The following is a 23,769-nucleotide window of genomic DNA, read 5'->3' as shown; positions in this document are numbered from 1 at the left end:
AAAAGACCGACATACCACGGTAAGGACACTCCATGTCATCGGCCGATACGCTGCGCTTGCTACTGCTCTCTTCGTTATGGGGATTGTCGTTCATCTTTATGCGCGTCGCGGCGCCCGAGTTCGGCCCGATACCGCTGGTGTTGGTACGAATGGGCATTGGCGCTCTGCTGCTACTGCCGCTGCTGCTGAGCCTGCACTACGTGCGTCTGATTTGGCAGCATAAGGGGCCGCTGCTGCTGCTCGGGGTAGTCAACCACGTGCTGCCTTTTTCGCTACTGGCCCTGGCCACTACTCGGCTAGAGGCAGGCTTTACCTCGCTCATCAATGCAACGACCCCCATTTTCACTGCCCTGCTGGGCGCCGCCTTCTTTGCGACCCCTGTGCAACGCCAGCAGTACTTGGGATTGGCGCTCGCGCTGTTGGGGGTGTACGTGCTCTCGGCAGACAGACTGGACTTCGCACTCGGCGGCGACGGCTGGTTCATCATCGCGATCCTCGGCGCCACGTTCTGCTACGGCATCGCGGGCAACTATTCCAAAACGCGCCTGGGCCATTTGCCTACGCGGGTGCTTGCCGCGGGCAGCAGTGCCATGTCGGCCCTGGTGCTACTGATTCCCGGCGTGCTGCTGTGGCCAAGCGACCCCATCAGCCCCTTGGCGTGGGGCAACGCGCTGGCGTTGGCCATGCTCAGCACGACACTGGCGTTCTTGCTCTACTTTGGTTTACTGGCAAGCGCGGGCGCAACGGCAGCCTCGACGGTCACCTTCTTAGTCCCCGTTAGCGCCCTGCTGTGGGGCTATTGGCTACTGGATGAAACGCTGAGTCTACAGGTCATTGCGGGGATGGTGATTACCCTACTGGGCACTGCCATTGCCACGAAAATGCTACGTTTTAGGCCTAGCGGGGCGTTACGGAGACCGCCTCCCCCACACGAATGACGCTACCTTCCCCCGCCGTCAACGTGGCGTTTTGGCCAAAGTGCGCGCCCTTCAAGTGGGGTTGGGTATTCAGTGCCAGCAGCGTTTTCAGTGGCTCGGCTTGAGTAGGAATCGTGCCGGTCTGCTGGTCGACGGTGGTGATTTTGCAGCGCTGGCAGGGTTTACGCAGGGTGAGCTGATAGCTGCCGTTCTCGATCGTCGCCCAACCATCCTCTTGCCAGGCCTCGTCGCAATCCACCACGATATTGGGCCGAAACCGATTCATGGGCACCGGTGTATTGCCGCCCGCCACCAGCGCGTTGTTCAACGCATCCAGCGAACCGGTAGTGGTGATCAAAAAGGGATAACCATCGGCAAAGTAGGTGTGCGCCTCGCCACCGGCCAGAAAATCGTCTTCCACCGCCCGTGTAAAGGTAGTGGCGAAACGCACCAGACTCACACCCTTGGCCGACTCACCCAATGCCGCCTCTAGCCACTCGGACACCGCCTCGCTCTCCGGCAGCGCTTTGCAGTGATCACTCCACACCGATACCAGCCGCAAGTTGCCCTTGGGCTCTTCCAGTGAAATGGAAATCGGCTCGACGGTGGGGTGAGAGAGCACCAGGGCATCGGAGGTCAACGCCACGGTGATCGTGGCCAGCGCAGGTAGCTGGCGCTGGGTGACGAAGCGTTGCTGGGCATCCACCAGCATCCAACGGCGATCCCAAGCGAGGCCGTGGGCATGAATCTCGCTCTGGGTCACATCGATCCCCCGAAGGGATTTCACTGGATAAACCGTCAATTGGGTAATGTTCACAGCGGCCTCGTACGCCTAGGGCATGGCAAAATGAACCGTTAGCCTAACGAGGTTCTGATGCACCGCCAAACGATTTTTGGTCGCGCCGCTATAGCGTGTCGCCTGCTTCGATGCGGTATCCCAAATCCACGACTCTCTGCGCCAACGTCTCACCACGAATGCGCGCCAACAACGCTTGGGCGGCCGCCTCACCGATGGCTTGGCGGGGCGTCACGACGCTGGCCAAGCGGGGTGACATCGCTTGGCCCACGTCGTGCCCATGAAAGCCGGCAATCGCCATCCTTGCGGGCACGTCGACGCCCTGACGCCGACACTCGAAATAAGCCCCTACGGCTACGTCGTCGTTGGTACAAAAAATGCCGTCTGCTTCTGGGTAGTCGCGCTGAATTTCCTGCATCAGCGCGGCCCCGACGGTATAGGAGGAGCGCTGGCTGCTCTGCAGGGTCACCGGCGTGAGCCCCTGCTCTTCCATGGCTTGGCGATACCCCTGCTCCCGTTGCCGGGTACGCTCATCGAGCCGAACGGCGAGGTAGATCACCTGACGACGACCGCGGCGAATCATCTCGCTGACCATGTCGTAAGCGGCGCGTACATTGTCGTAGCCTACTGCCTGCTGCAGGGGCGGGCGGTGGGTATCCATGATCTCGACGATGGGAATACCCGCCGTTTCCAGCATGCGTAGACTGCGCGGCGTGTGATCATGGTCAGAGAGAATCACCCCATCTACGTTATACGACAGTAGCGAGGCAAGGCTGCGCTCCTCGAGCTCCTGACTATAGCCGTAGTGGGAGAGCATCAAGTGATAGCCTGCCGGTTCGGTATGGGCTTCGATCCCCACGATGACGTCGGCAAATACTTGGTTGGTCAACGAGGGGACCAGTACGCCTATCGAGTGACTGGTCGCGCGGGAGAGCAGATCCGGGGCACGATTGGGTATATAACCAAGCTGCTCGGCGATGCCGAAGATGCGCTCTCGAAGCCCTTCCGATACCGTTTCCGGGTCGCGTAAACAGCGGCTAACGGTCATCTTGGTGGCACCAACGCGATCAGCAATATCTTGTAATGTAGGGCGTTTTTTCTTCAATGGCGTCGCTGCCTTGTACAATGGATGGCGCTCGAACCCTACCATAGCGAATAGCAGGGCCCGCCGCCTATCCCTTCCTTTAGCCTAATGAGCGGCGCGGCGTGGGCGCGAGCGTAGCGCTAAAACGTTCCACGATCACCGCAGGCGTTAAGCTGATGGGGAGCGTCACGGCTTCGTCTACCTGGGGCGGCTCCAAGTCGGCCAATTGGCTGGCCAACATGTTATCGCCTTTGAAAAAGTGCCCGGCTCGGGTTTCCAAGCGCTTCCGCAGTAGCTCGTGGGTGCCTTCCAGGTACAAAATTCGCAGTTCGCTATCCCCTTTTCGCAAGCGGTCGCGGTAGCGCCGCTTGAGACCAGAGCAGGCAATCACCACCGATTCGCCTCGCGCTTTGAACTCAGCAAACAGCATGGCCAGAGTTGCCAACCAGTCGCGGCGGTCATCGTCGTTTAGCGGTGTGCCGCTGGCCATTTTGGCCACGTTAGCGGGCGAGTGATGATCATCGCCATCGATGAAGGTGGCACCTAGCGTCGCAGCCAACTGCTGACCAATATGCGATTTTCCCGATCCAGAAACCCCCATGACGAGAATGCGATATGAGCCGTTATGATTTGAATCAGTCGTCACACGCGGCTCCTATCAGTTACCGCGCACGGCGGTGAGGTCGGGCAACCAAGTCACGATGCTTGGAAAGGCGATGAGCAGCACCAGCACCACAAGCAGCGCGGCATAGTAAGGCAACATGGCCTTGACCAAAGACTCCATGGAGACTTTACCCACGCCACAGCCCACGTAAAGACAGGTGCCCACCGGCGGCGTGAGTAGCCCAATTCCCAGAATGAAGGCCATGAGCACGCCAAAGTAAGCGGCATCCACACCCACCGAGGTGACGATAGGTGCCAGCATCGGCGCCATGATGACCATGGCCGGGGTCAGATCCATCACGAAACCGACGATCAGAAGCAGGGCCGCCACGATCAGCAGCAGCAAAAAAGGCTCTTCAGTAATCGCCTGTACCTGACGTACCAGGGTTTGCGGGACCATATTGATGGTCAAGAACCAGGCAATCACGGTGGCAAAGGCCAACAGCATCATCACCATACCGGAGAGCCTGGCGGTACGAATCAGCATGCCGACCAGTTCTGAGAGTTTGAACTCACGATACACCAGCAGCGAAATTGCCAGCGAGTAAAGCAGTGCAGCGACCGCCGCTTCGGTGGCCGTAAACACACCGCCAATGATGCCGCCAATCACGATGACCGGTAGCACCAGGGCCAGCCAAGCGTCTTTGAAGGCTTTCCAGAGCACGTCCCAGCGAAATTGCCGCACCCCGCCACCCTGCTTGCTGGCCAGAATGAAGGTGGTGACCATCAAGGCCGCACCGATGAGTAACCCCGGAACGATACCGGAGATGAACAGGCGGCTAATGGACGTTTCCGTTACGATGCCGTACAGAATCAGTGGAATGGAAGGAGGAATGATGATCCCGATCACCGATGAAACGGTATTGATCGCCGTGGCGTTGGCAGCGGTGTAGCCCTGCTGCTTCATCGAGGGAATCATCATCGAGCCAGTGGCCGCTGTATCGGCCACTGCCGAGCCGCTGATGCCGCCAAAGAACATCGAGCCAGTGATGGCCACTTGCCCCAAGCCACCGCGCATGAAGCCGACCAGCGCACCGGCTAACTCCATCAAACGGCGCGCGATGCCGCCGTTACTCATGACCTCGCCGACCAAAATAAAGAACGGAATGGCCAGTAGCGGGAAGCTATTCACCCCACGGATGGACTGCTCGATCAGGATGGAGAGCGGAATATCCGATAGGACGGCCATCACCAGCGCCGCGACTCCCAAACCAAAAGCGATAGGTAAGCCGATGATGATCGAGACCAATAAAATAGCCAGAAAAATCCACAGCATGTCGATTACTCCCCTTGCGCTTTGGTCGATGGGTCGTGTGGTTGAACGATCACGCGTATGCTCATCCATACCCGCCACAGTGACACGGCGGCAATGAAGGCAACGCATAGCACGAGGGAAAGACTCACAAGGCTGAGCGGCACGCCCATGATGGCCGAGCGACCGCTGGAGCGTGACAAGACTTGATAACCACCAAACACCATCACTAGCATCAAACCCGTAATGATCAGGTGCTGCAGGCAGTAGAGCATGTGTGCGAAGCGCAGCGGCAGACGCCGCACCAGCGCATCCACAGCAATATGTTCATAGCGGGCGAACGCGGCCGCCGCACCAATGAAGACCAGCCAAATGAACAGCATGCGCGCCAGCTCATCGACCCAGGGGAGCGAGTGGTTGAACAGCGAGCGGCCCACCACGTTGCTCGACACCGCGACGATCAACGCCACCAAGATCATGCCAATCAGATATTCCATACCCAGCGTTAACCAGCGAAACAGCGCAGGGCCCTGGCGCGTGTCGGTATCGATTTCCAGCAGCTTGCGATTGGGATCGTCCAGGTAAACCGAAGGATCTTCCATGATGGGCGCTGCCAAAGAGGGATCAGCGTTGGGAGGTGTTGAGGAGGATGTCATAAGAACTCCAAGGGCACTGACAAGTCGGGCAGGCACAATGGCCTGCCCGATGGCGCGCTTAATGGTGCGTATTAGTTGCTGGCATCTTCAACGATCTGTTGAATTTCAGCGATCAGATCTTCGCCAATGCGCGGTGCCCACTCTTCATAAACGGGCTGCACGGCGTCTTGGAACGCGGCCAGTTGCTCATCGCTCAGGCGAGTGATTTGCATACCGCGGGCTTCTAACTGCTCACGGGACCAGTCGTCATACTCAGCAGAGAGCTGAATTTCGTACTCGGCGGATTGACGCGCGGCTTCAAGCACCAGCTCTTGGTACTCGGGTGCCATACGGTCCCAGGTACGCTCGGACAACATCATGATGAACGGTGTATAAACGTGACGAGTTTCGGTGCCGTAATCCTGAACTTCGTTGAAGTTGGATGTCAGGATGGTGCTCCAGGGATTTTCCTGGCCATCGACCACGCCCTGCTCTAGGGCAGAGAACAGCTCGCCAAACGCCATCGGCGTGGGGTTAGCACCTAATGCTTCCCAAATCGCCAAGTGCACCGGATTCTGCATGGTGCGCACGCTCAAACCGCGAACGTCCAAACCGGCGACGTCTTCCGGCGATTCGACCGGACGCGCGCTGTTGGAGAGCTGACGGTAGCCATTCTCAGAGAACGTCAATGCTTTCAGGCCGGTACCCTCGAACTTATCCAGCATTTCCTGCGCTACGTCACTCTGCATGACGGCAATGGCGGCTTCACGGCTGGGCAGCAGGAACGGCAGATCAAAAGCAGACAGCTCTTCAACGTAGCCAGTGGTGGCTGAGCTGGAGGGATAGGTCATGTCTAGCGTGCCGGTCTGCAGCATTTCCATCATCTGAACATCGTCGCCCAACTGGCTGTTGGGGAACACGTTGACCGTGATACGGCCTTCGGTGCGCTGCTCTAGAATCTCGCCAAAGTATTGGCTAGAGAGAAACTGCGGGGACGTTTCCGACAAACCAATACCCATACGAAGCGTGTGGCTACCGTGGTCGGCGACGATATCCCCTTCGATGGCGGGCGGATCGGAAAGCTCGGGACTTTGGGCATGAGCCATACCAAAGGTCAGAGTCGTTGCGCCTACCAGAGTAAGCGTGCTGCGCCAAATCGCTGTCATGACGTTATCTCCAAACATTCATTGTTGTTAAATGTTGAGCAGTGGTGTACTGAGATGCTGAGCGTTTATCTGCCACCCGAGCGAGCCGCGTCTTCATTCGCTTTATCGAATAACGCGTCAATATGAATGCTGCGGCTAATCGACGGGTTACGCCTTTTTTGTTACCGGTAACATTCAATAAGCGAAGGCTAGCGATCGCTTGGCGGGGTGTCAAAACAAAACTGCTCACTTACGACCAACGTCTAGGGATAGCCACTCATCGTTTGGCGCGCTACATTACCCACTATGCATTTCGTCTGGGAGTCCACATGCCTGCGTTAGACCCTTGCAGCGAACTTGAGCTCGATCACCAGCTCTGTTTCGCCCTCTATTCAACGTCGTTGACGATGACCAAAATCTATAAACCACTTTTGAAAGAGCTAGGGCTGACCTACCCGCAATACCTCGCCATGCTCGTGCTATGGCAAGAAGATGGCATTACCGTTGGCGCGCTGAGTAAGCGACTGCTGACGGACCCTGGCTCACTCACTCCACTGCTCAAACGCTTGGAGGCGGACCAGCTACTGCGCCGCCAGCGCAGCGTGCAAGATGAGCGCGTCGTCGAGCTCTTTCTCACCGACAAAGGCCGGGCGCTGCGCGAACAGGCTCGCCACATCCCTAGCTGCGTAGTGAATGCCAGTGAGAAATCGGTCGAGGCCCTGACGCAGCTCAAAGAGGACTTAGTACAGCTGCGTGAGAGTTTGCAAAAAGCAAAATGACGACCCGCTTTTTCAATGGGAAACGTTTTTCCGCTCAATTATATTGCGCGCAAAACAAAGCTGGACTAAATTAAAACAGATCATTATCCCAGCATGACCCACTTAACGACCAAAAAAGGAGACGTCTATGTCGATTGAAACGATTGCTTATCGTGCACATGCTCACGCCAAGGGTGGCCGTGAAGGCCATGCCAAGTCCTCCGATGGCGCGCTGGATGTCAAACTGAGCACCCCCAAAGAGCTGGGTGGCGCAGGTGGCGACGGCACCAACCCAGAGCAGCTGTTTGCGGCAGGCTACTCCGCTTGCTTTCTAGGCGCGCTGAAGCACGTGGCCAGCCAAGAAAAAGTCAAACTGCCCACAGATACTCAGATCGATGGTAGCGTAGGCATTGGCGCTATCCCCACGGGGTTTGGGATCGAAGTAGAGCTAAAAATCAGCTTGCCGGGTCTTGAGAAGGACGTTGCGCGGGCACTGGTCGATAAAGCGCATATCGTTTGCCCCTACTCCAATGCCACTCGTGGCAACATCGATGTCACGCTGACACTGGTGTAAAGCCGCTCTCTTTGCCGCCTTGCCAATCGGCAAGGCGGCGACACTGCATCTGCTCTGCGCTTTCTTTTACCCTTGCGGGTCATCCAGACAGCTCCTACCGTCAGTCCCCCTATACGCCCTGTATATTTTTATTTGACGAACACGCGAACTACCCTTGTACCCAGGTTTTACGTCCCCATTAAAAAGACACAACTTAGCAAGCTAGGCAATTGGTACTGCACTTATCACCTGTTCAACAGCGAGGCTATTATGAGCGATACGACCTACACGCCACCGCGGGTTTGGAAGTGGGAGCCGGGCAACGGCGGCAAGTTTGCCAATATCAACCGCCCGGTGGCAGGCGCGACCCACGAAAAGCCGCTACCCGTTGGTAAGCACCCCCTACAGCTCTATTCGTTGGCGACACCTAACGGCGTCAAAGTGACGGTCATGCTCGAAGAGCTGCTTGAAAAAGGCGTCACCGCCGCCGAATACGATGCGCATCTGATTCAAATCGGCGAAGGCGATCAGTTTGGTAGTGGCTTCGTCGAGGTGAATCCCAATTCGAAGATCCCGGCGCTGATGGATCACAGCGTGACCCCACCCCAGCGCGTGTTCGAATCAGGGGCCATCTTGTTGTACCTCGCGGAGAAATACGGAGAGTTCCTGCCGACAGACCCCGCCAAGCGCACCGAGTGTCTCTCTTGGCTGTTCTGGCAAATGGGCAGCGCACCGATGCTGGGCGGCGGCTTTGGACACTTCTACGCCTACGCACCAGAGAAGTACCAATATCCGATCGACCGCTACACCATGGAAGTCAAACGTCAGCTAGACGTGCTGGATCGTCACTTGGCCGACAACCGCTTCATGGCGGGCGATGAATACACGATTGCCGACATGGCAATTCACCCTTGGTACGGCGCGCTGGTTAAGAACCGCGTATACGAGGCGGCCGAGTTCCTAGAAGCGCATACGTACACCAACGTATTGCGCTGGACGGAAGAGATAGATGCCCGCCCCGCAGTACAGCGAGGCCGTATGGTGAACCGCACCTGGGGCGAGCCCAGCGAGCAGCTTCACGAGCGCCATGACGCCAGCGATTTTACTGAAAAAACCGAAGACAAGCGTTGATTCGCGTATTTAGGAAACGCACGATGTTCGATCCGAAATACGCCCAGCTGATATTTTCATGCCTGATGGCGCTATTCATGTCATGCATCATGTCGCTGGTGATTACGTTGTATAACGTGGGCCTCGTCGAGGGAATCGTGATGATTTGGCTCAAAGCGTGGCTGTTTGCCTTTGCCGTCGCGCTGCCGGTCATCAATCTAGTCTCCCCTATCGTGCGGCGTTTAGTGAAGCTGCTGATCAAGCGGCCACACTAACCGTGGCATCACGTCGAGTTCCAAAAAACAACGGGGCCTGCGATGAGCAGGCCCCGTTGTGTATGTGACGTTTCGCCAACGCGCGTCACGCATCGTTTACCTTAAAACTGATAGCGTACGTTGGCCGTGACGCTGCGGCGGTCGCCGTAGCCACAGTCGCCGCCGTCATAACGGCACCAGGAGACGTACTCTTCATCGGTGGCATTTTTCAGGTCCACCGAGAAGTCCCACTCGCCCATAGTGTAACCGACCATTGCATCGTATAGCGTGCTAGAGGGCACCACCGGCGCACCGCCAGAGCCGACGTTGTCACCGACATAGCGCACGCCAGCGCCAATACGCCAGTTACTGCCAACGTACAGGCGGTTCCACCAGGAAGCCTGCTCTTCGGCTACGTAGGGTAACCGCGTGCCGGTACTATCGTTGCTAGCGTTCAAGTTAGTGTAGGCCACCTGGGTCTCAAACTGCTGCCAGCGCTTGTTGACCTGTAGTTCCCAGCCATCGACCACGGCACCTAGCTGTTCGACACCGCCGGGGGTAACGCCGTCGCTAATACGGTTTTGCTGCGTAATATCGAAATAGGCAGCGCTAATGGCCAACGATTGATCAGGAGAGACGTACTTGAAACCAACCTCTTCTTGGTCACCGGTCGTGGGTTTCAACGGACTCGGATTGGCCGTCCCGTCGGTACCCAGGTTCATGGCAAACGCTTCCGAATAGCTCACGTAAGGCGAGAAACCGTTATCGAAACGGTACATCAACCCCACGCGGCCCGTGGTTTCGCCCTCATCGCTGACGGTATCCGGCCCAGACAGCGCCAGCGTCCGGTTCTCCGCCCAGTCACGACGCAGGCCAGCAGACACCACCACCGGCCCTACCTCGATATGGTCGGCTACGTAGATGCCGACCTGCTCGATTTCATTATCCGGACGATCGGTGGGGTTCAATGAATCTAACTGCAAGTTGCCATATTGGGGGTTGTAGACGTTGAACTGACCACCACCACCGGGCACCGAACTATAGTTATCCTGCGACCAGCGGGCGTCCTGACGGTCGACACCCGCAATGAGCGTGTGCTGGGTGTTACCGAGTTCGAACGAGCCTTCCAGACGAGCATCCATATTGAGAATACGCGTTTGGGCATCCGCCGTAAAAATGGTGCGACTGACATTGCCATCCGCATCGGGAATACTGGGAATGTCGACCCAGTGCTCGCGGGTCTCGGTACTGGAGTCGGTATAGCGCGCGGTGGCGGCAAACGCCCAGTCATCGTTGAGCTGATGATCGACGAACAGCGTGGTTTCGGTTTTTTCGCGGTCATAACGATCCCAACCAGGCTCTCCGACGAAGCGTTCCGAGCCAATGAAGCCGAGTGACCCTGGTTCCAAGGTGCCTACTTGGGGAAGAAACTGTGCCGACACCTGCCCCTTGTTCTCCTGACGATTGAACAGCAGCGTGATATGGGTGTCATCGCTGGGGCGCCAGGTAAATGAAGGCGCAAACAAATAGCCATCATCTTCGACGTGATCGACCTGGGTATCGCTATCGCGGGTCAACGCGACGAGCCGATACAGAAACTCACCATCCTCATCAGCGGCCCCCGTCACGTCCATTGCGAGCTGCTTGCGGTCATAAGAGCCATACTGGGCCCATATTTCACCGCTGCGCTCCTCTTGCGGCAGCTTCGAGACACCGTTGATGATACCGCCCAGATCCGCTTGACCGTACAGCATGGAAGAGGGACCGCGTAGCACCTCTACGCTTTCTAGAGCGTATACATTGGTGCGAACCGTATTGTAAGAACCGTATACTTGACGCAGGCCATCCAAATAGCGACCGGCATCCAGCCCGCGCACTTTGGCGCTGTCGCCACGGGTGTCGAAGCCAAAGTTGCCCGCATAGACGCCGGGAGTATAAAGCAGTGCATCCTGAATGTTTTTAGCACCGCTATCCTGAATGAACTCCTGGTCGATGACGGACATGGAGTAAGGCTGCTCGGCCAGGGGAACATCCAACTTGCCTACGCCAGGTTCGCGCTCGGCGTCGCTATAACCAAAGCGGCCTGCAGCGTCTGCAGTCACTTCCACTGTTTCTAAATTGACGCTATCAGACGCATTGTCTTGTGCATTGGCTGCCGATACCGAAGCAGCAGACGCAAGGGCGACCGCAACGCCAAGTGACCGCAGTCGAAAGCTAGGTGTGGTTTTCATCATGTAGATCCCGGAGCGAATATTAATATTAATGATAGTAATTTTTATTCACGCAAATATAGGGAGTTGTACATGGGTTGTCAATGACACACACTCCCCTGCCGATGCTCGGCAGAGGGAGTGTCGTGGCGCTGTTGGGAAGTACAACCGGAGAGATTACTGCAGGCGAGCGTTATTCAGGGCGTAGTTCCACACCCGGTAAAAGTAGAAAATATAACCAAGTCCCAAGGTGAGAAACGAGATCACCATCCATAGAATGATATGCCCCAAATTACTGAAAATATTGATATCGCACACCATTCTCCGCTCGATGCCCGTCGTGTTATCGATCACACGGGTGCGATTGATCACGAAGCGAGCAAACGAATAAGGAAAGAAAAACAGCGCGATGCCAAAGGTAATCAGGGTCAATACCACCCAAATCAACAAATGGCCGATGATGTCCAAAATCGAAAGATCCGCTTTTACGTTCACGGGTTGCCCTTGCACGGTAATAGAAAGAGGGAGCGCAGCGTACCATCGTCGAAGCTCGCCGTGAACGATGACTATCGCTCCCAGCCTTCACACCTAGCCCCTCGCACGCCAGCCAGACTGGACTCATCTGCTCGGCGACTACGCTTCACCACACTCAGCGAGCCATCGGTCTCCAGCACGACCGCCTGGGCAGCGTCGAGGCTGGCTAACCCGCTACTGCGCACGGCAGAGCGAACTTCATCGCGTGTTACCCTCGCCCTGTAGAGCGCGTCGAGCAACAGCTCGCCCTCGTACAGCAGTAAGAGCGGCTCACCGGTGACTACCCGTTTGACCCAGCTCACGCGCACGCTTAGCCACGTAATTATGAACTGTAGAGAAATCAGTAACCCCAACGCCAGCGCCCCTTCGGCCAGCGCCACGTCTTTGGACAACAGTACCGTGGCCAGCGTCGACCCCAACGCCACTGTCACAATCAGATCGAAGGCGTTCATTTTGGAAAGCGTACGGTTGCCTGACAAGCGTAAAAATACGATCAGCACCGCGTAGGCAAGCACGCCTACGATCAGCGTGCGACCTAAACTTTCCCAACTGCTAAAAAAAACCATCTCCATATGTCACTACTCCTAAGTGAAGACATCTATCTCTTCGACTGCTCAGGGTAGCAACCGTGGGTTAGGAGCGCGACGCCCACCACTGGGCGTAGGAGCTATTGTGAGGCGCAAGGCCACCCTCATCAGGCGCGCCATCTTCCCACCATACGGGCCCGCGCTCCCCTAACGCTTCTTTCGCTGCTTGTACCGCTTGACGCGCTTGGCGCAGCGCATGTTCATCTTCCTGTTGCTGAGCGCTGCGTACCGCCCGACGCGCTTTCATCAGCGCTTTGATATGGAGGCGCTTCTCCCCTTCCGAGAGGCGCGGGTCGGTGCAACGCCAAAGCCGATTCTTGGCAACGAAATAGCGGCCATCTGGCGTGTGAGGATACTGATTGGCCATCGCCCTCCCCCTATTAGCCCCTAAAGCCGCGCCCACCGGCTATCGATGAAGGTCTTAAAAGCGTCTGGTGAGTGTTAGTGCGCCAAATTTATCCTGCTCGTCTTGCCCATCGAATTCTCGGGTCCGCTGAACGGCCGCGTAGGTCACCTGCCACGCATCCCAGGCCAGTGCCAACCCGGCAGACGCCTCGGCCACCCATTCGTTGCGATCGACCGAGTGGCTGTTGCGGAAAGTGTTGCCATCGAGCGTCAGGTTTTGCGCCATGTAGTACCCTTCCACGTTCGCAAACAGGTACCACTGCCACCCGCGGGTGCCCTCGAGCTGATGGCGGCTGCCAGGATTGGGCGTTAGCGTCGGCACTCCCTGCGCATCGTCCCCCCAACGCACGCTATAACCCGCGCTGGCGTAGGTATACAAATTACCCAGCGCCGCGCCAACGCTTGGCCCATGAGAAAACTGCTTGCCGGCCAATGGCGCATCATGCCACCACTGGCGGCGCATGGTCAGGTTGAGGATGGCCTCGTCACCCAGCTGGTTACGCCAACCGCGCGGACGGTCGCTGTCGGTCACGCGGTGCACTTCGCGCTGAATACTGTCTGCCAGTGATGAAGGCCCCACCAAACCAACGTCTAGATGCAGATCCGTCGCCTGCTGCCAGCGGCCTACCGCTTTATCCTCGTAAAGCGACACGCCCCCGTACACTAACCCCGCATAGGGGCGGTCGTCTTCGATCAAGTCGCGGCGCTCGATCACATTGGGAGTGTAAATTTGATGTACCAAGCGATACGAGGCGCGATCCGCTTCGCCAATCAGGCTATCGGGTAACGCCACAGCCAAACGCTGGGTCCAGCTTTGCGGCTCGGGGGTAAACATCCAGTTCAGCTCGAAACCGCTGGTAAAGTGACCATCATCACTGCTGGCAAACCCATCGTTTTCGAACTTGATGGACAGCGCACTGTCGTCGGCGGGCGCCACGGCGGGCAGCAGGGTCATAGGCAGCACCAGCGGCAGGATGGCTTTACGGAGACCTCCTGCGTAGCGCTTTTTCTGATGAACAGGGGCGTTACCACGGGCAACGCGGGAACATAGAACAGAGGGCATCATGGCTCATTCCTTGAGTTGAGTGCTGAAGCAGGTAGTCAGGGACACAGGGGAACAACAAACATTGCTGATTGTATGTAATTACACAATTAGATAGCAAGCTACATTGCTTTGTCGCATCCACCGTGCCCAAAAGAAGTCCCTTTCATGGCGGGCAGACCCACCGCCCGACCATCAAAACTTAGCACAAGATGCTTCAACGCTCCCGCAATAGCCACTGCGGGGTGATCTCATGCTGGCCATTTTCATCGGTGATGAACAGCGAACCGTCGCTAACCATGACGGCCCAATTAATCGCACGGGGAAGATCTGCAGCAACGGTGGCCAGCGCCTCTTGCGGCAACCCTGCGACGTGAACATTTTTCAGTGAGGCAACGGCCGGTAGCACCTTACTCTCCCAGATATCGACGCGGCCATACGCCAGCAGGGACACCCGCTCAGCGCGGCGCGAGCACCAGATCAAACGCTCGGCGTCGGGTAGACCGACCTCGATCCAGTGCAGCACTCGGCCATCCAGGCTTTTTTCCCATAAGGCGGGTTCGTCGACATCCGATAACCCACGTCCAAATGCCAGCGATTCGCTGTACCATAGGACATAAGCAATCAGCCGAGCGCATAAACGTTCTTCCGTTTCGGAGGGGTGGCGAGCCACCGTAAAGCGCAGCGTTTCGAAAACGCTGCGGTCCAGGTCGGTCAGGTTAACGTCGACTTTATAAGGGGTAGCGCTCAGCGCCATGGCGAAGGTCTCGTTCGAAAAAGAAGTGGCGCGCAGTGTAGCGGATTTATGGCTCTCCTGCGGCGCTGCGTTCATCGCTAATGAGCGTGGCGTTTTTCACCGTTTCCTCTTCATGCATCGGCTCGCGCCACGTCTCTTTTAAGGCAGCCTCGTACCACTCCTGCATGGCGGGTAGTGCCAATAGGCGCTTTACATAGGCAAGTGAGGCATCGCTTAGCGGCAGGTTGAAGGTTTGTATCCGAAACGCAACAGGGGCGTAAAACGCATCCACCGCAGTAAAGTGCTCGCCTGCCAGAAACGGGCCGCCAAAATGCTCGAGCCCTTCTTGCCACAGCGCATCCAACCGGGCCAAATTACTTTTCAGCCCTGGAGAGAGCGCGTTCATTGTCACGCGAACGCCGCAGTTCATGGAGCATTCATCCCGCAGCGCGCCAAAGCCACTGTGCATCTCAGCACTGGCAGAGCGTGCCCACGCCCGCGCAGCACGTGCCCGAGGCCATACGTTGGAGTGTGTTTCCGCCACATACTCCACAATCGCCAGCGAGTCCCATACGGCCACACTGTGCTCGCTATCCACTAGGCATGGCACCAAGCCAGACGGTGAAAAGCGCTTGAACGTCGCGAGGCTCTCCCCAAAGCCACCCTCGAAAGGCATCAAGTGCTCGTTAAAGGGGATCTCCAGCGCCTTCAGCAACACCCAAGGGCGCAGCGACCAGGAAGAGTAGTTCTTGTTAGCGATATATAGGTCTAACATGCTGCGCTCCTTACGTTGAACATAACAATGAATGGCCCTACCGTGCCGCCTGGACCAGCGTATTCCCTCCGAGTCCCATCAACACACCGCCTCCCATTCGCTGAATCAGCTTGGAAGAGCCGTGAGACGTTTGCAGACATGCACGCAGTGGGCTGGCTAACAGCACTACCACCACATCCGCTGATGAGAACAAAACGTTGGTAGCAATGCCTAACCAAAGGAGCTGCCATGCCACCGGCATGGCGCTGTCGGGCTGCACAAATTGCGGCAAAAAGGCCACAAAGAAGAGCGCCGTTTTAGGGTTCAGTACCTCCACTAAAAAGCTATCGCGCAGTACCCGTCTGGTGGTCGCGAGCGGCAGCTCCTCAGCGTTCGTCCGGATACCTTGTTGCCATAAGCGCACCCCCATCCAAAGTAAATAAATGCCACCGATGACCTTCATCGCAAGATAGGCAGGCGGAATGGCGGCGAACAGTAGAGCCAAACCAAAAGCGGCAGCCACCACATGCACGTAGCAGCCTAAATGCACGCCAGTCACCGCCAACCAGCCTGCGCGCCGACCGCGTCCCAGCGTTTGCGCAGCGGTGTACAACATCGCCGGTCCGGGTAAATAGGCAAACCCCAGCGCGGCGAGAAGAAAGGCAACCCACTCCATCGCGATGACTCCGGCTTATCAAAAAATCGTAAGCCTGAGAATAAAATAAGGGATGACGCAAACGCCACCCCTTAAATGAACCAAACACGAAAAAGAAAACTTAGAAGTTGGGTTTGCGCTTCTCGACAAAGGCGCTCATGCCCTCTTTCTGCTCTTGGCCTGCAAAGCAGAAGGCGAATAGGCTGGTTTCCAGGGCCAGGGCGCTATCGAGATCCTGGTCCATGCCGTCGTGGACGGCTTGTTTGGCACCGCGGACCGACTGCGGGCCGTTGCCCTTCAGCTGCTTGGTGAGCTCTTCGACATAGCTCTCAAGCTCGGCCTGGGGCATCACGCGGTTCACGAGGCCAATGCGCAGCGCTTCCTGGGCATCGATTTTGCGCCCGGTGGTAACCAGATCGATCGCCATGGCGGGGCCGACACGACGCGGCAGACGCTGGGTGCCGCCAAAGCCAGGAATGACGCCTAACAAGACTTCCGGCTGGCCGAAGACGGCGTTGTCGCTGGCGACGGCCCAGTCACAGGCCAGCGCCAGTTCGCAGCCGCCGCCAAGGCAAAACCCGTTGACCAGCGCGACCACCGGCACGGGCAGCGTTTCAAGACGCTTGATGGTACGCAGCGCTTGGCTGGCAAAGGCGCGGGCCTCTTCGGGAGTTTTATCACGCATTTCGGTGATATCGGCTCCGGCTACAAAGGATTTTTCTCCAGCACCGGTAATCAACACCGCCCGCAGGCTGGGGTGCGCTTCGAGTTCGACCAAATGCGCTTCCAAGGCGCTGAGCACGTCGCTGTTCAACGCGTTCAAGGCTTTGGGGCGATTGATGGTCAGGCGCACCACGCCGTCGTTATCAACCTTCTCGATCACTGCGTCGCTCATAGTGGCTCCTTGATTGTTATTGCGCGTAGAAGTGGTAACCACTCAACCCTAGCGAACGCTTGGTTGGGTGGCAATCACTTCTTTTGTCGCGCTTCGACCCAGCCGCTGGCTACTCGTAGATATAGAACCCACGGCCGCTCTTACGCCCCAGGTAGCCTGCGGCCACCATGCGTTTGAGCAGCGGGCAGGGGCGGTATTTCGGGTCGCCAAAGCCTTCCTGCAGCACGTCCATAATCGCCAAGCACACATCCAGGCCGATCAAATCCGCCAGCGCCAGCGGCCCCATGGGGTGCGCGGCACCTAGCTTCATGGCGTCATCGATGGCTTCCGGTGTCGCGGTGCCCTCCTGCACGATAAACGCGGCTTCGTTGATCATCGGCACCAGCAGGCGGTTCACGGCAAAGCCCGGCGCGTCGCCTACCGGCACGGCGGTTTTGCCCAACGCTTTGGCCAGCGCTTCGATGCGCTCCACGGTGGCATCCGAGGTCTGCTCGGCGCGAATCACTTCCACCAGCTTGAGTACCGGCACCGGATTGAAGAAGTGCATGCCCACTACCCGCTCAGGGCGCTCGCACACCGCGGCCAGGCGGGTGAGTGACAGCGAAGACGTGTTAGAGGCCAGAATGGCATCGCTGCTCAGATGGCTGAGATCGCGAAACAGTTTCTCTTTCAACGCAGGCTGCTCGGGGGCAGCTTCGATAATCACGCTGCAGTCGCTAAGCGCATCTAGCGCCGTGGCGGTCGAAAGCCGAGCCAGCGCCTCCTGTTTGCCCTCAGCGGTCATCTTCTCTTTGGTAACGAGCTTCTCGAACCCTTTATCGATCGCGCTCTTGGCGCGGGTGAGCTGCTCGTCGGCGACATCGTACAGCCGCACGTTAAAGCCACTGGCCGCGACCACCTGGGCAATGCCCTGCCCCATGGTGCCTGCGCCTACGACGCCAATCCGTTGTTCGCTCATTTCGACTCCCCTGGCTGGTGCTGTTTGGCTTCTTCACGCAGCACGAATTTTTGAATTTTGCCCGTGGACGTTTTCGGCAGTTCGCTAAACACCACCGTTTTCGGCACTTTAAAGCTCGCAAGATGCTTACGGCAGTGGGCGATAATATCCGCCTCGGTGACTTCGCCGTAGCCTATTTTCAATTTGACGAACGCACAGGGCGTTTCGCCCCACTTGTCGTCCGGCTTCGCGACCACGGCGGCCTCTTCCACCGCGGGATGGCTGTAAATGGCATCTTCCACTTCGATGGTAGAGATGTTTTCACCGCCGGAGATGATGATATCTTTCGAGCGGTCTTTGATCTCGATATAGCCATCGGCATGCCATACCGCCAAGTCGCCCGTGTGGTACCAGCCGCCCTCCAGGGCTTTTTCCGTCGCCTCGGCGTTTTTGAGATACCCCTTCATCACGTTGTTGCCGCGCATCAAGATTTCGCCCATGGTTCGGCCATCTTTTGCAACCGGTTCTAACGTCACCGGGTCGGCCACGCAGAGCGCTTCCAGCATGTGGTAGCGCACCCCTTGGCGGGCTTTGATTTTGGCACGGGATTCCAGCGGCAGCTCGTTCCACGCCTCGCGCCAAGCGCACACGGTCACCGGGCCATACACCTCGGTGAGCCCGTAAACGTGGGTCACTTCGATGCCCAGCTTTTCCACCCCAGCAATCACCGAGGCGGGCGGCGCAGCCCCTGCGGTGGTCACTTTCACCGGATGATCGAACACCCGCTTTTGATCGGCGGGCAGGTTGACCAGCCCGTTGAGCACGATAGGCGCACCGCTGAAGTGGGTGACGCTCTCTTCGGCGATCAGGTCGGTGATGCGTTTGGGGTCGACTTTGCGTAGGCACACGCTGACACCGGCATTGGCGGCAATGGTCCAGGGGAAACACCAGCCGTTGCAGTGGAACATCGGCAGCGTCCAGAGATAGACAGGGTGATGGGGCATGGCCCACTCGAGAATGTTACTCACCGCGTTCAGGTAGGCGCCGCGATGGTGATACACCACCCCTTTGGGTTTACCGGTGGTACCCGACGTGTAATTGAGTGAAATGGCCTGCCACTCGTCGCTGGGCAGTTGATAGGCGTACTCAGGATCTCCCTCGGCCAGCAGCGACTCGTACTCCAGCTCGCCGATGCCTTGGGTCTCGCCCAGGAATTCCGGGTCGGCCACGTCGATGATCAGCGGCTTGCTTTCCAATTTGGCCACCGCCGCCTGAATCACCTCGGCAAACTCAGGATCCACTAGAATCGCTTTGGCTTCGCCGTGGGCCAGCATGTAGCCAATCGCGTCGGCATCGAGACGAATATTCAGCGTATTCAGCACGCAGCCCGCCAGCGGCACGCCAAAGTGCGCCTCGAACATGGCGGGAATATTGGGCAGCATGGCGGCCACCGTCTGCCCTGGCTGAATGCCACGCTTTTCCAGCGCCGAGGCAAGCCTTCGGCAGCGCGTCCAGGTCTCTGCCCAGGTACGGCGCGTCGTGCCATGCACCACAGCCGGATAATCGGGATAGATGGCCGCCGAGCGCTCGATAAAGGTAAGTGGCGAGAGCGGCACATGGTTGGCAGCGGTTGGCGGTAAGTCTTGTTCAAAGATGGAGGTCATGATCGGTTCCTGCACTCTTGGTTTTATTATTGAAGATCTTAGTATGCGCGACGTTCGCCAATCGGCGATGCCTGATGAACGCCGCCGCCTAAAAGGCGGCGGCGGGGCTAGTGGGCAAGGTGGCTGTCAAACTGGCTGAAACAGTGCCAGCCGGCCTCGATCACGGCACGGTGGGCGCGGCCCACCGGCAGCCATTGGTGAATGGCAAACTCGGCGCTGCACAGCTTGGTGCGGTAAAACGGCTCATCGCTGCCGCCTTTTACAGCCTGTTGGGCGTGCAGCGCTGCAATGCCCATTTGCCAAGCGCACAGTACGTGCCCGGCCAAGTTAAGCAGCGGCGTCGCGTAAGCCTGTACGGCATCGGGGCCGTGCTCAGGGTCGCGGCCCTGCTCCAGCACCAAGGCCATGGCGACGCGCAGGTCGTCAGCGCCTGCCGCGAGTGCACTGCCCATGCTGGCCAGCGACGCTTCACCCCGCAGCGTTTCGGCCGTTTTATGCACGTCATCGATCAGCGCCGAGAGTGCCGCGCCGCCGTCTCGCTGCAATTTGCGACCAGCCAAGTCCAGCGCTTGAATGCCGTTGGTGCCTTCATAGATAGGCGCAATGCGCGCATCCCGCAATAACTGGGCAGCGCCGGTCTCTTCCACGTAGCCCATGCCGCCGTGTACCTGCACGCCCATGGACGCGATATCTACCGCTTGGTCCGTCGAGAAGCTCTTGACGATGGGAATCAGCACATCGGCACAGGCCTGGGCGGCTTGGCGTTCGGCCTCGCTCTCTGCATGACGAGCGATATCTAGCTGTCCGGCACAGTAGAGTGCCAGTGCACGCAGCGCGTCGGTGCGGGCGCGCATGGAGAGCAGCATTCGACGCACGTCGAAGTGGTCGCTGATCGTGCATTCGCTGCCGCCGCGCTGCTTGGGCGAACGCCCCTGGGTGCGGTCATTCGCGTAGGCCAAGGCGTGCTGGCAGGCGCGCTCGGCCACGCCAATGCCTTGGATCCCGACTTTATGGCGCGCCTCGTTCATCATGGTGAACATATGGTTCAACCCGCGCCCCTCCTCGCCGACGAGGTAGCCTACGGCACCGCCGTTTTCCCCAAAGCTCAGCGTGCAGGTGGGCGAGCCGTGAATGCCGAGCTTGTGCTCGATGGAGGCGCAGGTGACGTCGTTACGCTCACCCAGCGAGCCGTCGTCGTTCACTAGAAACTTGGGAACCAGGAACAGCGAAATGCCCTTATTGCCTTCCGGGGCATCGGGCTTGCGAGCAAGGACGAGGTGAATGATGTTCTCAGCGGCGTCGTGTTCGCCCCAGGTGATGTAGATCTTTTGGCCGCTGATGCGGTAGTGCTCGCCTTCTGGAACGGCTTTGGTACGCACTTTGGAGAGGTCCGACCCTGCTTGAGGTTCGGTGAGGTTCATGGTGCCGGTCCAAGTCCCTTCGACCAGCTTGGGTAGATAGATGGCTTTGAGAGCATTGCTACCGTGGTGGGCCAGCGCTTCGATGGCACCGGCGGTGAGCATCGGGCAAAGCCCCAGAGCCATGTTCGCGCCGTGAAGCATCTCCTGTACCGCGCTGGCCACCACTTCGGGCAGGTTCTGGCCGCCCAGCGATTCCGACACGCCAATGCCGTTCCAGCCGCCTTCGACGTAGGCGTGATAGGCGGCGGCAAAGCCTTCAGGAGTGGTGACGCTGCCATCAGTTTGGCGCTTGGCCCCTTGGCGGTCGCCGGTGCCGTTGAGCGGAGCCCAGACGTCGCCAGCCAGCTTCGCAGCTTCTTCCAAAACGGCCTCGACGAGATCTGGCGTGGCTTCTTCGAATCCCGGCAGCGACAAGGAGCGATGCGCAAGCATCTCTTCGAGCACAAAGCGCAGATCGCGGACCGGCGCAGCATAAACATTCATGGCAAAACCTCAGGCAGACGCGGTGATATAGTAAAAACACTATCGACGATAGTAGTTTCCCTATTTCTTCAACACCATTAGCCCAAGGTCTCAGCAGATAGCCACCTTGGCGTCTTACTTGCGCACCTCGGTTTCGACATCGTCGTAGTAGGTGATATGGCTCTCGTCTGCCTGGGGCGGCCCTACCACCGGCTCGGCCACGTCGACCTCGGGTACGACATCAGATAGGTCTTCTAGGTGCTCGTGTTCGAGCGCCCCTTGCACCAGCTCCTCGGTGACCACCAGCTCAGCACCTGCGGCGGTCATCGGCGTCGTAGCATGGAACGGTGCCACGGGCACCGGTGCCGGGCGCACGCTGCGGCGCCAGCCAAAGAAAAACACGAAGAACAGGCTGAGCGCGCCAAATGCCCAGAATAGGCCCGCATCGCCCATTGCCGTCATTACCGGCGAAATCATCAGCGGGCTGACGGTGGCCCCAATCGAGTTGATCAACAGAAGGCCCTGGCTCATCCGCACCAAGGCACCTGCAGGCGCGCGGTCGGCGGCATGGCTCACTGCCACCGGGTAGAGCGCAAAGACGCCGCCGCCCAGCAAAAAGAGCAGCACAGCGAGCAGTGGCGTAGAGAGCGGCAGCCACAGCATGGCCGCCGAAATCACCACGCAGAAGGCACTGATACCGATCAGCACCATTTGGCGGTCGTGGCGGTCCGACCAACGGCCAATGGGGTACTGCAGCAGCATGGCCCCCAAAATTACGACAGCCATCATTTGACCGACTTGGTTAACGCTCATGCCAATGCGCTGTAAATAAAGTGGCAGCAGCGTATAGGCCGCAGCCACCACCATACCAGAGCCAAGGCTGCCCATAACGCCGGTAGGCGTCATGGTAATGAGACGATGCGGCGGCAGCGGTTCAGCGTGTTCGATGAGCGGCGAGACGCGGGGAATCATCGCCATGGGTAGCACCGATAGCGATGCCAGCAGACCAATCACCATGAAGGGTGCTGTGTCGCCCATCGCACTGGTGACCCCCAGCATGAGCTGCCCAAGCACCCCAGCCGCGTAAAGCGAAATCATATAAAGCGCCAGCAGGCGTCCACGTACTTTCTGGTCACCCGCCGTGAGCAGCCAGCTTTCGATGACCAAGTAGACCCCAACGGTCGCCCAGCCGCCAATCAGCCGTAGGGCAAACCACGCCCAAGGATCGAAGAACAGTCCCTGCAGTAGCACGGTCACCGCGACCAGCGATGCAAAGCTGCCGTACGCGCGGATGTGGCCAATGCGCAGCAGCAGGCGGTCGTTGAGCATGGCCCCGATGGCGAGGCCAATGAAATAGGCCGACGAGACGATACCGATCATGGTCGCCGACTCGCCCGCAGCGTCCAGGCGCACGGTAATCAGCGTGGCCAAAAAGCCATTGCCAATACCAAGAATAAACAGCCCTAATAGGGGCGCTAGCGCCATGGCCAGCAGTTGCCGCGACATGCCTACCTCACCTTGCTCAATGGATGAATCGTTGCCGTTTACACGCCATCACATCGAATAGGCAAGAAAACGGGCGCGCAATTATTGCTTTCAGAGGCGCAAAGTCAATGCTTTTTCGCTCCGACACTGAATAAATTAGTGTTTTCTAAAAATTACCACGTCATTACCAGCAAATTCGACTGTTAACCTCTCTTTCGCCGCCCACCAGCGAAAGGTGGCTTCGCTAAAAAAACTGACATGGGTGGGATCGTTGATGTAATGCCAACGGGCGAAGGCTTCTTGGCTCGTCACTCGCTTGGTCATCAGCCCAAGATAGCCGCCATGGTCGAGTTGCGCGATACGCTCACCCAACACCTCGCCCGGCGCCGCCAAGTGTTCGACCACCTCGGTCGCGGTGATGAAATCATACTGGCGGCTGAGCGACACGGCATGGGGCGCGTAAAAAATGTCGTACACGTCCATCTCAAAACCCGCTTCCTCGAACATCACCGAGAGCGTCGGCCCCGGGCCGCAACCAAAATCCAGCCCTTTTGCGCCAGGCGCCAGCTTTTCCGCCAGCGGCGTGAATAAACGCCCCAGAAAGCGTCGATATCCCGTATCCTGCGGCGAGTTTTGGTGCTGGTCATACTCGGCTTTTTCAGCGGCGGCGCTTAAATGCTGCTCACTAGACACAAACACCAGCGCACACGTGGCACACTGGTAGTAATCACGGCGACGGTCTTGATGGTACAGCGCAGACTCTTGCGCGTGGCATAGCGGACAGCGTCGCATCATCGTATTCTCTGGTTTTGACG

Annotated in this window: 25 protein-coding genes; 5 read left to right on the top strand and 20 right to left on the bottom strand. The window is 58.1% G+C overall.

The genetic code is table 11. The features are described from left to right. Positions 1 to 32 precede the first annotated feature (32 nt). The gene (locus tag FRH_RS10780) at positions 33 to 938 is read left to right on the top strand and encodes a DMT family transporter (RefSeq protein ID WP_139525347.1); all 906 of its coding nucleotides are present in this window, start codon (positions 33 to 35) and stop codon (positions 936 to 938) included. Here FRH_RS10780 and FRH_RS10775 read toward each other — a convergent pair. The 6 genes from FRH_RS10775 to FRH_RS10750 form a co-directional block, all read right to left on the bottom strand. After that, a complete protein-coding gene (locus tag FRH_RS10775; RefSeq protein ID WP_153842295.1) occupies positions 898 to 1,734 on the bottom strand; it encodes an MOSC N-terminal beta barrel domain-containing protein in 837 nt (278 codons plus the stop codon). The two genes, FRH_RS10780 and FRH_RS10775, sit on opposite strands and share 41 nt — an antisense overlap. 88 nt (positions 1,735 to 1,822) lie before the next feature. Then, on the bottom strand, positions 1,823 to 2,818 hold the full coding sequence (gntR, locus tag FRH_RS10770; protein ID WP_153842294.1) for a gluconate operon transcriptional repressor GntR: 996 nt from the start codon (positions 2,816 to 2,818) through the stop codon (positions 1,823 to 1,825). A gap of 79 nt (positions 2,819 to 2,897) precedes the next feature. Beyond that, entirely contained in the window at positions 2,898 to 3,398 is a 501-nt protein-coding gene (locus tag FRH_RS10765; RefSeq protein ID WP_153842461.1) for a gluconokinase, read from the bottom strand. A gap of 57 nt (positions 3,399 to 3,455) precedes the next feature. Next, entirely contained in the window at positions 3,456 to 4,736 is a 1,281-nt protein-coding gene (locus FRH_RS10760; RefSeq protein WP_139525344.1) for a TRAP transporter large permease, read from the bottom strand. 5 nt (positions 4,737 to 4,741) lie between these two features. Then, complete coding sequence (locus tag FRH_RS10755; protein WP_139525343.1) at positions 4,742 to 5,368, bottom strand: TRAP transporter small permease; 627 nt, start codon at positions 5,366 to 5,368, stop codon at positions 4,742 to 4,744. A gap of 71 nt (positions 5,369 to 5,439) precedes the next feature. Beyond that, positions 5,440 to 6,513: a TRAP transporter substrate-binding protein gene (locus tag FRH_RS10750; protein WP_153842293.1), complete on the bottom strand. Its 1,074-nt coding sequence runs from the start codon at positions 6,511 to 6,513 to the stop codon at positions 5,440 to 5,442. A 308-nt stretch (positions 6,514 to 6,821) separates the two neighbouring features. Here FRH_RS10750 and FRH_RS10745 point away from each other — a divergent pair, with 308 nt between their 5' ends. The 4 genes from FRH_RS10745 to FRH_RS10730 all read left to right on the top strand — a co-directional run bounded on the left by FRH_RS10745 (position 6,822) and on the right by FRH_RS10730 (position 9,188). Next, the gene (locus FRH_RS10745) at positions 6,822 to 7,271 is read left to right on the top strand and encodes a MarR family transcriptional regulator (RefSeq protein WP_139525341.1); all 450 of its coding nucleotides are present in this window, start codon (positions 6,822 to 6,824) and stop codon (positions 7,269 to 7,271) included. A gap of 127 nt (positions 7,272 to 7,398) precedes the next feature. Beyond that, positions 7,399 to 7,824, top strand: a complete 426-nt coding sequence (locus FRH_RS10740) for an organic hydroperoxide resistance protein (RefSeq protein ID WP_153842292.1) — start codon at positions 7,399 to 7,401, stop codon at positions 7,822 to 7,824. Positions 7,825 to 8,073: 249 nt separating this feature from the next. Continuing rightward, positions 8,074 to 8,934: a glutathione-dependent disulfide-bond oxidoreductase gene (gene yghU, locus FRH_RS10735; protein ID WP_139525339.1), complete on the top strand. Its 861-nt coding sequence runs from the start codon at positions 8,074 to 8,076 to the stop codon at positions 8,932 to 8,934. Between the two features lie 23 nt (positions 8,935 to 8,957). Further along, positions 8,958 to 9,188: a DUF2798 domain-containing protein gene (locus tag FRH_RS10730; RefSeq protein ID WP_139525338.1), complete on the top strand. Its 231-nt coding sequence runs from the start codon at positions 8,958 to 8,960 to the stop codon at positions 9,186 to 9,188. A 101-nt stretch (positions 9,189 to 9,289) separates the two neighbouring features. Here FRH_RS10730 and FRH_RS10725 read toward each other — a convergent pair whose 3' ends face one another. The 14 genes from FRH_RS10725 to FRH_RS10660 form a co-directional block, all read right to left on the bottom strand. Beyond that, positions 9,290 to 11,401, bottom strand: coding sequence for a TonB-dependent siderophore receptor (locus tag FRH_RS10725; protein ID WP_244992995.1), 2,112 nt, complete (start codon positions 11,399 to 11,401; stop codon positions 9,290 to 9,292). 153 nt (positions 11,402 to 11,554) lie between these two features. Next, positions 11,555 to 11,872, bottom strand: coding sequence for a DUF6693 family protein (locus tag FRH_RS10720; RefSeq protein WP_153842291.1), 318 nt, complete (start codon positions 11,870 to 11,872; stop codon positions 11,555 to 11,557). 71 nt (positions 11,873 to 11,943) lie between these two features. Next, a complete protein-coding gene (locus tag FRH_RS10715; RefSeq protein WP_139525336.1) occupies positions 11,944 to 12,483 on the bottom strand; it encodes a YetF domain-containing protein in 540 nt (179 codons plus the stop codon). 61 nt (positions 12,484 to 12,544) lie between these two features. Beyond that, a complete protein-coding gene (locus FRH_RS10710; RefSeq protein WP_153842290.1) occupies positions 12,545 to 12,865 on the bottom strand; it encodes a hypothetical protein in 321 nt (106 codons plus the stop codon). A 54-nt stretch (positions 12,866 to 12,919) separates the two neighbouring features. Then, on the bottom strand, positions 12,920 to 13,858 hold the full coding sequence (locus FRH_RS10705) for a lipid A deacylase LpxR family protein (RefSeq protein WP_231125531.1): 939 nt from the start codon (positions 13,856 to 13,858) through the stop codon (positions 12,920 to 12,922). A 304-nt stretch (positions 13,859 to 14,162) separates the two neighbouring features. Continuing rightward, entirely contained in the window at positions 14,163 to 14,702 is a 540-nt protein-coding gene (locus FRH_RS10700) for a YaeQ family protein (RefSeq protein WP_153842458.1), read from the bottom strand. 46 nt (positions 14,703 to 14,748) lie between these two features. Then, a complete protein-coding gene (locus tag FRH_RS10695) occupies positions 14,749 to 15,456 on the bottom strand; it encodes a glutathione S-transferase family protein (RefSeq protein ID WP_153842289.1) in 708 nt (235 codons plus the stop codon). 37 nt (positions 15,457 to 15,493) lie between these two features. Continuing rightward, complete coding sequence (locus tag FRH_RS10690; RefSeq protein WP_153842288.1) at positions 15,494 to 16,111, bottom strand: LysE family translocator; 618 nt, start codon at positions 16,109 to 16,111, stop codon at positions 15,494 to 15,496. Between the two features lie 100 nt (positions 16,112 to 16,211). After that, entirely contained in the window at positions 16,212 to 16,985 is a 774-nt protein-coding gene (locus FRH_RS10685) for an enoyl-CoA hydratase-related protein (RefSeq protein ID WP_139525333.1), read from the bottom strand. A gap of 109 nt (positions 16,986 to 17,094) precedes the next feature. Next, positions 17,095 to 17,943 (bottom strand): 3-hydroxybutyryl-CoA dehydrogenase, encoded by an 849-nt coding sequence (locus FRH_RS10680; RefSeq protein ID WP_281996866.1) that lies wholly within the window; start codon positions 17,941 to 17,943, stop codon positions 17,095 to 17,097. Continuing rightward, positions 17,940 to 19,586, bottom strand: a complete 1,647-nt coding sequence (locus FRH_RS10675) for an acyl-CoA synthetase (protein ID WP_153842286.1) — start codon at positions 19,584 to 19,586, stop codon at positions 17,940 to 17,942. The genes FRH_RS10680 and FRH_RS10675 overlap by 4 nt, the downstream gene beginning before the upstream one ends. Positions 19,587 to 19,693: 107 nt before the next feature. Next, positions 19,694 to 21,490 (bottom strand): acyl-CoA dehydrogenase, encoded by a 1,797-nt coding sequence (locus tag FRH_RS10670; protein WP_153842285.1) that lies wholly within the window; start codon positions 21,488 to 21,490, stop codon positions 19,694 to 19,696. Positions 21,491 to 21,604: 114 nt separating this feature from the next. Beyond that, entirely contained in the window at positions 21,605 to 22,975 is a 1,371-nt protein-coding gene (locus FRH_RS10665) for an MFS transporter (RefSeq protein WP_153842284.1), read from the bottom strand. 135 nt (positions 22,976 to 23,110) lie between these two features. Next, positions 23,111 to 23,749 carry a class I SAM-dependent methyltransferase gene (locus FRH_RS10660; protein ID WP_153842283.1) on the bottom strand — a complete coding sequence of 213 codons (639 nt, stop codon included), beginning with the start codon at positions 23,747 to 23,749 and terminating at the stop codon, positions 23,111 to 23,113. Positions 23,750 to 23,769 lie beyond the last annotated feature (20 nt).

It is taken from the genome of Halomonas sp. A020 (genome assembly GCF_027943625.1).
GTDB classification, from domain to species: Bacteria; Pseudomonadota; Gammaproteobacteria; order Pseudomonadales; family Halomonadaceae; genus Vreelandella; species Vreelandella piezotolerans.
This window is presented reverse-complemented; position numbering and strand designations above follow the sequence as displayed.

What these genes read in the sequence shown, in the direction of transcription:
- FRH_RS10780 (WP_139525347.1), top strand. Translation starts at nt 33, where the DNA reads ATGTCATCGGCCGATACGCTGCGCTTGCTACTGCTCTCTTCGTTATGG.
- FRH_RS10765 (WP_153842461.1), bottom strand. Translation starts at nt 3,398, where the DNA reads ATGGGGGTTTCTGGATCGGGAAAATCGCATATTGGTCAGCAGTTGGCT.
- FRH_RS10760 (WP_139525344.1), bottom strand. Translation starts at nt 4,736, where the DNA reads ATGCTGTGGATTTTTCTGGCTATTTTATTGGTCTCGATCATCATCGGC.
- FRH_RS10755 (WP_139525343.1), bottom strand. Translation starts at nt 5,368, where the DNA reads ATGACATCCTCCTCAACACCTCCCAACGCTGATCCCTCTTTGGCAGCG.
- FRH_RS10750 (WP_153842293.1), bottom strand. Translation starts at nt 6,513, where the DNA reads ATGACAGCGATTTGGCGCAGCACGCTTACTCTGGTAGGCGCAACGACT.
- FRH_RS10745 (WP_139525341.1), top strand. Translation starts at nt 6,822, where the DNA reads ATGCCTGCGTTAGACCCTTGCAGCGAACTTGAGCTCGATCACCAGCTC.
- FRH_RS10740 (WP_153842292.1), top strand. Translation starts at nt 7,399, where the DNA reads ATGTCGATTGAAACGATTGCTTATCGTGCACATGCTCACGCCAAGGGT.
- yghU (WP_139525339.1), top strand. Translation starts at nt 8,074, where the DNA reads ATGAGCGATACGACCTACACGCCACCGCGGGTTTGGAAGTGGGAGCCG.
- FRH_RS10730 (WP_139525338.1), top strand. Translation starts at nt 8,958, where the DNA reads ATGTTCGATCCGAAATACGCCCAGCTGATATTTTCATGCCTGATGGCG.
- FRH_RS10725 (WP_244992995.1), bottom strand. Translation starts at nt 11,401, where the DNA reads ATGATGAAAACCACACCTAGCTTTCGACTGCGGTCACTTGGCGTTGCG.
- FRH_RS10715 (WP_139525336.1), bottom strand. Translation starts at nt 12,483, where the DNA reads ATGGAGATGGTTTTTTTTAGCAGTTGGGAAAGTTTAGGTCGCACGCTG.
- FRH_RS10710 (WP_153842290.1), bottom strand. Translation starts at nt 12,865, where the DNA reads ATGGCCAATCAGTATCCTCACACGCCAGATGGCCGCTATTTCGTTGCC.
- FRH_RS10705 (WP_231125531.1), bottom strand. Translation starts at nt 13,858, where the DNA reads ATGACCCTGCTGCCCGCCGTGGCGCCCGCCGACGACAGTGCGCTGTCC.
- FRH_RS10700 (WP_153842458.1), bottom strand. Translation starts at nt 14,702, where the DNA reads ATGGCGCTGAGCGCTACCCCTTATAAAGTCGACGTTAACCTGACCGAC.
- FRH_RS10695 (WP_153842289.1), bottom strand. Translation starts at nt 15,456, where the DNA reads ATGTTAGACCTATATATCGCTAACAAGAACTACTCTTCCTGGTCGCTG.
- FRH_RS10690 (WP_153842288.1), bottom strand. Translation starts at nt 16,111, where the DNA reads ATGGAGTGGGTTGCCTTTCTTCTCGCCGCGCTGGGGTTTGCCTATTTA.
- FRH_RS10685 (WP_139525333.1), bottom strand. Translation starts at nt 16,985, where the DNA reads ATGAGCGACGCAGTGATCGAGAAGGTTGATAACGACGGCGTGGTGCGC.
- FRH_RS10680 (WP_281996866.1), bottom strand. Translation starts at nt 17,943, where the DNA reads ATGAGCGAACAACGGATTGGCGTCGTAGGCGCAGGCACCATGGGGCAG.
- FRH_RS10675 (WP_153842286.1), bottom strand. Translation starts at nt 19,586, where the DNA reads ATGACCTCCATCTTTGAACAAGACTTACCGCCAACCGCTGCCAACCAT.
- FRH_RS10670 (WP_153842285.1), bottom strand. Translation starts at nt 21,490, where the DNA reads ATGAATGTTTATGCTGCGCCGGTCCGCGATCTGCGCTTTGTGCTCGAA.
- FRH_RS10665 (WP_153842284.1), bottom strand. Translation starts at nt 22,975, where the DNA reads ATGTCGCGGCAACTGCTGGCCATGGCGCTAGCGCCCCTATTAGGGCTG.
- FRH_RS10660 (WP_153842283.1), bottom strand. Translation starts at nt 23,749, where the DNA reads ATGATGCGACGCTGTCCGCTATGCCACGCGCAAGAGTCTGCGCTGTAC.